The following is a 7,521-nucleotide window of genomic DNA, read 5'->3' on the forward strand; positions in this document are numbered from 1 at the left end:
GACGGCCCCACGATTCGTCGCTACAGGCGGCTTGGTCTATAATCGTGGATTGCTTGCACAAGCGCAATACGCCCTTGTTCTTCGCGCGTATGCCCCCAATTCGGATAGACCCCACTCATAGAGAAGCCTCATTATGACCACTACCAAACACGCCCGCGTTTTGATCCTCGGCTCCGGCCCAGCCGGCTACAGCGCCGCCGTCTACGCCGCCCGCGCCAACCTGAACCCGATGCTGGTCACCGGCGTGGAACAAGGCGGTCAATTGATGACCACCACCGACGTGGAAAACTGGCCTGGCGATCCGATGGGCGTGCAAGGTCCGGACCTGATGCAGCGCCTGTTGCAGCACGCCGAGCGTTTCAATACGGAAATCGTGTTTGACCACATCCACACCACCTTCCTGAATGAAAAACCGATCCGCCTGAAGGGCGACAGCCACGAATACACGTGTGACACGCTGATCATCGCCACAGGCGCGTCCGCGCAATACCTGGGCCTGCCATCGGAAGCGGAATTCATGGGCAAGGGCGTGTCCGCCTGCGCCACCTGCGATGGTTTCTTCTACCGCAACCAGGAAGTGGCTGTCGTCGGCGGCGGCAACACGGCCGTCGAGGAAGCGCTGTACCTGTCGAACATCGCCAATAAAGTCACGCTGATCCACCGCCGCGACAAGTTCCGCGCCGAAGCGATTTTGATCGACCGCCTGAACGCCAAGGTTGCCGAAGGCAAGATTGTGTTGAAATATAACCACACCCTGGACGAAGTGACGGGCAACGAAGGCGGCGTGACGGGCCTGAACATCAAGTCGACCATCGACGGCAAGGTCGAAGCGTTGAGCGTGCACGGCGTGTTCATCGCCATCGGCCACAAGCCGAACACGGGCATCTTCGAAGGCCAGCTGGAAATGCACAACGGCTACATCAAGACCAAGACGGGCCTGGAAGGCATGGCCACCGCCACCAGCGCGCCGGGCGTGTTTGCGGCTGGCGACGTGCAAGACCACATCTACCGCCAGGCCATCACCAGCGCCGGCACGGGTTGCATGGCAGCACTGGACGCCCAGCGCTACCTGGAAGGCCAGGAGTAAGCGGCGCATGGCGTCGATGAAAGACTTTGCCGACCTGAAAGCGGTCAGCAAGCAACTCAAGGAGCAGGCCGATGCGCGCGCGCAAGCTGCGGCTGAGCGCGCGCAGCAGGTGAAGGTGCAGGCCGTGGAGAGCAATCTGTTCAAGGCCAGCATCGGCGGCGTCAAGCGCCTGCCCGAGTCGGACCGCTACGTGCCCAGCCTGCCCAAGGCAGGCGCCATGGCGGCCCAGCAGCCGGCGCGCAAGCTGTCGCCGGAAGAGGACGATGCGGCCGTGCTGCGCGAGTCGCTGTCGGACTTGTTCGAGGTCGACCACTACCTGGAAAACGATCCGGCCCTGAACTACGCCCGCCCCGGCGTGGGCCCGGAGGTGGTCAAGAAGATGCGCAAGGGCCACTGGCCCGTGCAGGATGAGCTGGACTTGCACGGCTTGCGCCGCGACGAGGCGCGCGACGGCATCGGCGCCTTCCTGAACCAGGCGACAAGACGCAAGCTGCGCTGCGTGCGCGTGATCCACGGCAAGGGTTTTGGCTCGAAAGGCCAGGAACCGGTCTTGAAATCGATGGTGCACAGCTGGCTCGTGCAAAAGGATGAAGTCATCGCCTTTTGCCAGGCGCGCCGCTCCGAAGGAGGCGATGGCGCACTGGTCGTATTGCTTTCTTCCGCACTGCAGCCTATCCGCTAGCCTTGACAGCAAGATCACAATTCAATAACAAGTTCCGCACTGCACACGGCCCCGTTTGTCACCATTCGGGGCCGTGTCATGTTAACCTGTGACAATTATTTCCTGCTCAAGCGCTCCACCCATGATGCCACCCCAATTGCCGCCTGGCTCGCTGATCAAGATCATTGAGGTCATCGCCATCCTGGTGGGCGCGTTTTCCGGCTTCATCGAAGCGCGCCGCAAGCGCATGGACCTGGTCGGCGTGTTCGTCGTGGCGTTCATCACGGCGTTTGGCGGGGGGACTTTGCGCGACATCCTGCTCGACAAGCGGCCCCTGTTCTGGGTGTCGCACCAGGAATACGCGATTCTCATCTTCGTGCTGGCCCTGACGGCCGCGCCCCTGATCCAGCATTTGCGCCAGATCGTCTCGGAACGCCTGATCGTCATCGCCGACGCCATCGGCCTGGGCATGTTCGCCATCGCGGGCGTGGCCGAAGCAACGCGGGCCGGCATGCCGCTCTTCATCGCATCGATGATGGGGGTGATTACGGGGATTTTTGGCGGCGTGATGCGCGACATCGTCTGCAACGAAGTGCCGATGGTGTTTCGCGACGGCAAACCGTACGCCATCTGCGCGTTTTTCGGCTGCTGGGCCTACCTGCTGCAAATGCACTTCGGCGCCGAACACGACTTCGCGCTGTGGACCAGCGCCAGCGGCATCACGATTCTGCGCCTGATCTGCTGGAAATTCGACATGCGGCTGGGGCGCTGAACCGCGCCGGGGCGTAATCCAGCAATATTATTCGCAACTCATGTCGGATTACGCGCACGCGCTAATCCGACCTACGGTCTGCTGAAGAACATCTACATAGCGCCTGCCAGAAGCGTAGCGAGCGGCAGCGATTTGTGGCTAAGAAGCGCAACCGTGCTGAAGCACGGTGAGCATCGCAGGCCGCAAAGCACGACGCGCAGTAGCTTATGGCTGGTGCTAGACGGCGTCTGGGCCGGTTTCGCCGGTACGGATGCGGATCACCTGCTCCACGTCGCGCACGAAGATCTTGCCGTCGCCAATCTTGCCCGTGCGGGCCGCCTTGATGATGGCGTCGACCACCAGTTCCGACACGCTGTCGTCCACCACCACTTCGACTTTGACTTTCGGCAAGAAGTCGACCACATACTCGGCGCCACGGTACAGCTCGGTATGCCCTTTCTGGCGGCCAAAGCCCTTCACTTCCGTCACGGTCAAGCCCGTTACGTTCACATCGGCCAGGGCCTCGCGCACTTCGTCGAGCTTGAATGGTTTGATGATGGCGGTAATCTGTTTCATGGCTACTCCTTAAAATTGTTGGATTGTGGACAGATGGCTGCTTATTCGTAAAACTTCGACGTGATGGGGTAACGCCAGTCGCGGCCGAAGCCACGGTGCGTGACGCGGATGCCCACCGGCGACTGGCGCCGCTTGTATTCATTGATCTTGATCAGGCGCGTGACCCGGGCCACATCGGCCGGCGGGTAGCCAGCCTCGATAATCTCGGCGATCGGCCGGTTTTCTTCCATGTACAGCTGCATGATGCCGTCGAGCACATCATATGGCGGCAAGGAATCCTGGTCCAGCTGGTCGGCGCGCAGCTCGGCCGACGGTCCGCGCGTCAGGATGCGCTCGGGAATCACGTCCGACACGCTGTTGCGCCACGCGCACAGGCGGTACACCAGGGTCTTGGCGATATCCTTGATGACGGCAAAGCCGCCCGCCATGTCGCCATACAGGGTGCAATAACCGACGGCCATCTCGCTCTTGTTGCCGGTCGTTAGCACGATGCTGCCATGCTTGTTCGACAGGGCCATCAGCAAGGTGCCGCGGATGCGCGCCTGGATGTTTTCTTCCGTCGCGTCTTCCGCCAGTCCGGCGAACTCGTCAGCCAGGGTGGCGCGGAAAGCGTCGAAGGTTTGCTTGATCGGAATTTCATCGTAGCGCACATTGAGGCGTTTTACCATGTCGCGCGAATCGATCCACGAGATATCGGCCGTAAATTGCGACGGCATCATCACGGCGCGCACCTTGTCGGCGCCCAGCGCATCGACGGCGATGGCCAGGGTCAGGGCGGAATCAACGCCGCCCGACATGCCGATCAGCACGCCAGGGAAGCCGTTCTTGCCGATATAGTCGCGCACACCCAGCACCAGCGCCTGGTACACCTGCGCCTCGGTGGTCAATGGCGCGGCCAGCGCCTGCGGCACGGGCGTGGCGCCGTCGAAGTCGACGACCTGCAAGTCTTCCTCGAAATGGCGCAGCTGGGCGCAGATCGTGCCGGCCGCATCCATGACAAACGAGTCGCCGTCGAAAATCAGCTCATCCTGGCCGCCGACCAGGTTGGCGTACACTAGGGCCATGCCTTGCGCGCTGACGTTCCTGCGCATGGTTTCATAGCGCAGATGCTGCTTGTTCATGTGGTAGGGCGAGCCATTCGGCACCAGCAACACTTGCGCGCCGGCAGCGCGGGCGCGCATCGGCGCATGCTCGAACCACGTGTCTTCGCAAATATTGATGCCGAAACGCACGCCCTTCACGCCAAACACGAAAGCCTGGTCGGACGACGTAAAGTAACGCTTTTCATCAAACACGGTCGTATTCGGCAAATCGTGCTTGCGGTAGGTGCCCAGCACTTCGCCGTTCAGCAGCACGGAGGCGGCATTGTGGCGCACGCCCTTCTCGTCTTGCAGGGGCAAGCCCACCACCACGTGCAAATCCTTGAACTGGGCCAGGTCAGCGGCCAGCCCGGCAAACGCTTCCTGCGTTTTTGCGTAGAATGCATTGCGCAGCAACAGGTCCTCGGGTGGATAGCCGACCAGCGACAGTTCCGGCGTGAGCACGATATCGGCGCCCGCCTCAAAGGCGCGGCGGGAAAGATCGAAGATCTTGGCACGGTTGCCGGCCAGATCGCCGACCGTACTATTCATTTGAGCAATTGCGACTTTGACTGTCATGATGATGATGGATATTTTCGTTCTATTAAACAAGACAGGGGCGCGCGGGCCGATGGCGGCGCCCCGAGAGTGATGAATGCACACTACAACAATGAATTATCGCACGGCTATCGTCACTACCCTGGCTGAAATTGGCGAAGCGGCCTGGTCTGAACTGCTGGCAAGCCAGGCGGAGGCCACTCCCTTCCTTTCCTACGCCTTTTTGCACGCGCTGCACGAGTCCGGCTGCGCCAGCGCGGACACCGGCTGGCAGCCGAATTACCTGCTGCTGTGGCAAGGCGATGTGCTGGTCGCCGCCCTGCCCCTGTACCTGAAAATGCACTCGTATGGCGAGTACGTGTTCGACTGGGCCTGGGCCGAGGCCTATCAGCAACATGGTCTCGAATATTACCCGAAACTGTTGTCCGCGATACCGTTTACGCCCGTGAGCGGCACGCGCTTGCTGGCCCGCGATGGCGAGGCGCGCGCGGCCCTGCTGGCCTTCCTGCAAGCGCAGCAGCAAGCCAGCGAGGTGTCGTCCTGCCACATCCTGTTCCCGCCAGAAAGCGAAGCGCGCCAGCTGGCGCAAGCTGGCTATCTGATGCGTAGTGGCGTGCAGTTTCACTGGCTCAATCCCGGCTACACGGATTTCGAGCAATTCCTCGCCACGCTGGAACACAAGAAGCGCAAGAATATCCGCGCCGAGCGGCGCAAGGTGCGGGAAGCGGGCGTCACCCTGCGCCAGGTGCGGGGTGTGGATGCTGTTGATGCCGACTGGAAGCTGTTCCACCGCTGCTACAGCAATACCTATGCGGAACACCGCTCGTCGCCTTATCTGAGCCTGGACTTCTTCCGGCGCATAGGCGCCAGCATGCCGCAGAACATTCTATTGGTCATCGCCGAGCGCGAAGGCCGGGCCATTGCCGCCTCGCTGGTGATCCACACGGCCGACACCCTGTACGGCCGCTACTGGGGCGCGCTCGAGCATGTGCCCTGCCTGCATTTCGAGACGGCGTATTACCAGCCGCTGGAGTTTTGCATCGCCAACGGCATCGCCACCTTCGAAGGGGGCGCCCAGGGCGAGCACAAGATGGCGCGCGGCTTCCTGCCGCAAAAGACCTGGTCCGCCCACTGGCTGGCGCACCCGGCCTTTGCGGACGCCGTACAGCGTTTCCTCGAGCGCGAACGGGGCGGCATCGACGCCTACCTCGATGAATTGAACGAGCACAGTCCGTTTCGCGCATAAAAAAACGCTCCCGGCCATGACTGGCGGGGAGCGTTTTTTACTGGGTATTCTTAGGCTTTGGCGGCGTCAGTCTTGAAAGCGGCAACGCCGTTCAGGATTTCTTCCTTGGCCACTTCAGGACCATACCAGCCGTCGATCTTGACCCATTTGCCTTTTTCCAGATCTTTGTAGTGCTCAAAGAAATGCTGGATCTGGCGCAAGCGCAGCTCGTTCAAGTCTTCCGGCTTTTGCCAGTGGCTGTAGATCGACAGGACCTTGTCGACTGGCACGGCCAGCACTTTCGCGTCTTCGCCCGACTCGTCGGTCATTTTCAGCACGCCGATAGGACGGCAGCGCACGACCACGCCCGGAATCAGCGGGAACGGGGTGATGACCAGCACGTCAACCGGGTCGCCGTCCGGCGACAGGGTGTTCGGCACATAGCCGTAGTTGCACGGGTAATGCATGGCGGTACCCATGAAGCGATCGACGAAAATCGCGCCGCTTTCCTTGTCGACTTCGTACTTGATCGGATCGGCGTTCATCGGGATTTCGATGACGACGTTGAAATCGTTCGGCAGGTCGCGGCCGGAAGAGACGTTATTCAAACTCATGGGGTTCCTCATTAGCGGATGGTGTTTTAACCGCGTAATTATAGCGAAGTACAGGCACCTTGTGCGATGCAGCAGCGCCCCGCCGGCGTTTTGCGCGTCCCGCCAGCAACAGTGGCGTGCATGGCCCGCCGGCGCGCGCAACTGGCCATCGAGAGAATAAATAAGCCATCGGCAATAATAAGTACAAACACCTAAGCAATACTACCGACGCCTTGAATTAATGCCGATGGAATATCCGCGTATTTTCATTTGAATATCACCACACACCAGGAATGGTTATTATAATCCGCATTGCATTTTTTGCAGCCACTTATAACAACAGTTTTATTTTCATTTATTCCGCGGCACCCCTGCATTATTGCGCGACCACCCCACCCTCTCCCCTCCAGTCGGCCTTCCAGCCCCGCAAAACAGTTATCCAGCATAATATTTGTTCTTATTTGAAGTGTTTATTTGATTCAAACAAGAGCCCCGCCAAAAAATGGCACGACCGGAAGACAATCATCAATTCTGATAAACTGTCACATTCTGGTGATTCCAAACTTTGTATATTCTGCAATCGACGCCTTCCCTGAAATCAATATGGCGCAGCAACGCGCCACCGATAAATCCTTGCAAAAAGGAATATGATGATTCCCTCTTTCCGGCCCGGTCCTTTATTAAAGGTCACCGGCGTTATTTTCATTCTGTTTGGCCTCGCCCTGCTGGGCGGCGGCATCTGGCTGGCCACGCTTGGCGGCTCCTGGTACTACTTGCTGGCCGGCATAGGCATGCTGGTCGCGGGCGTGCTCGTCTTTAAAGGCAAGCGCAGCGCGCAACCGTTCATGGCGCTGCTGCTGACCGCCACCCTCATCTGGTCCGTCATTGAAGTGAAATTCGACTGGTGGCAATTGCTGCCGCGCCTCGATATCTGGTTTGCCGCCGCCGTCTGGCTGCTGCTGCCGTTCATCGACCGCCGCCTCGATCCGCC

7 protein-coding genes and 1 pseudogene are annotated in these 7,521 nt (G+C 60.1%); 5 read left to right on the top strand and 3 right to left on the bottom strand.

What is annotated here, in order from left to right:
* The first annotated feature begins 133 nt into the window (after positions 1-133).
* From trxB to BLT98_RS28325, 3 genes are all read left to right on the top strand, one after another.
* Complete coding sequence (gene trxB / locus BLT98_RS28315; protein WP_034786153.1) at positions 134-1,087, top strand: thioredoxin-disulfide reductase; 954 nt, start codon at positions 134-136, stop codon at positions 1,085-1,087.
* A gap of 7 nt (positions 1,088-1,094) precedes the next feature.
* Entirely contained in the window at positions 1,095-1,769 is a 675-nt protein-coding gene (locus tag BLT98_RS28320) for a Smr/MutS family protein (RefSeq protein WP_092613698.1), read from the top strand.
* Positions 1,770-1,890: 121 nt separating this feature from the next.
* Entirely contained in the window at positions 1,891-2,520 is a 630-nt protein-coding gene (locus tag BLT98_RS28325) for a trimeric intracellular cation channel family protein (protein WP_034758680.1), read from the top strand.
* A gap of 216 nt (positions 2,521-2,736) precedes the next feature.
* Here the strand turns inward: BLT98_RS28325 and BLT98_RS28330 are convergent, their stop codons facing one another.
* Entirely contained in the window at positions 2,737-3,075 is a 339-nt protein-coding gene (locus BLT98_RS28330) for a P-II family nitrogen regulator (protein WP_034758685.1), read from the bottom strand.
* A gap of 41 nt (positions 3,076-3,116) precedes the next feature.
* Positions 3,117-4,733 (bottom strand): NAD+ synthase, encoded by a 1,617-nt coding sequence (locus BLT98_RS28335; protein WP_034786157.1) that lies wholly within the window; start codon positions 4,731-4,733, stop codon positions 3,117-3,119.
* A 91-nt stretch (positions 4,734-4,824) separates the two neighbouring features.
* On the opposite strand from BLT98_RS28335, the gene BLT98_RS28340 reads away from it, so the two are divergent.
* The gene (locus BLT98_RS28340; RefSeq protein WP_092613700.1) at positions 4,825-5,958 is read left to right on the top strand and encodes a GNAT family N-acetyltransferase; all 1,134 of its coding nucleotides are present in this window, start codon (positions 4,825-4,827) and stop codon (positions 5,956-5,958) included.
* Positions 5,959-6,008: 50 nt separating this feature from the next.
* Here BLT98_RS28340 and ppa read toward each other — a convergent pair whose 3' ends face one another.
* Positions 6,009-6,551 carry an inorganic diphosphatase gene (gene ppa, locus BLT98_RS28345; RefSeq protein ID WP_034786159.1) on the bottom strand — a complete coding sequence of 181 codons (543 nt, stop codon included), beginning with the start codon at positions 6,549-6,551 and terminating at the stop codon, positions 6,009-6,011.
* Positions 6,552-7,177: 626 nt separating this feature from the next.
* Between ppa and BLT98_RS28350 the strand changes: the two are divergent.
* Positions 7,178-7,521, top strand: a pseudogene (locus tag BLT98_RS28350) (membrane-bound PQQ-dependent dehydrogenase, glucose/quinate/shikimate family); the annotation flags it as partial.

This window comes from Janthinobacterium sp. YR213 (assembly GCF_900099875.1).
GTDB classification, from domain to species: Bacteria; Pseudomonadota; Gammaproteobacteria; order Burkholderiales; family Burkholderiaceae_D; genus Janthinobacterium; species Janthinobacterium lividum.

Excerpts from the sequence above, each read along its gene's own strand:
- BLT98_RS28335 (WP_034786157.1), bottom strand. The coding sequence starts at position 4,733 with ATGACAGTCAAAGTCGCAATTGCTCAAATGAATAGTACGGTCGGCGAT.
- BLT98_RS28330 (WP_034758685.1), bottom strand. The coding sequence starts at position 3,075 with ATGAAACAGATTACCGCCATCATCAAACCATTCAAGCTCGACGAAGTG.
- BLT98_RS28340 (WP_092613700.1), top strand. The coding sequence starts at position 4,825 with ATGAATTATCGCACGGCTATCGTCACTACCCTGGCTGAAATTGGCGAA.
- trxB (WP_034786153.1), top strand. The coding sequence starts at position 134 with ATGACCACTACCAAACACGCCCGCGTTTTGATCCTCGGCTCCGGCCCA.
- BLT98_RS28320 (WP_092613698.1), top strand. The coding sequence starts at position 1,095 with ATGGCGTCGATGAAAGACTTTGCCGACCTGAAAGCGGTCAGCAAGCAA.
- BLT98_RS28325 (WP_034758680.1), top strand. The coding sequence starts at position 1,891 with ATGATGCCACCCCAATTGCCGCCTGGCTCGCTGATCAAGATCATTGAG.
- ppa (WP_034786159.1), bottom strand. The coding sequence starts at position 6,551 with ATGAGTTTGAATAACGTCTCTTCCGGCCGCGACCTGCCGAACGATTTC.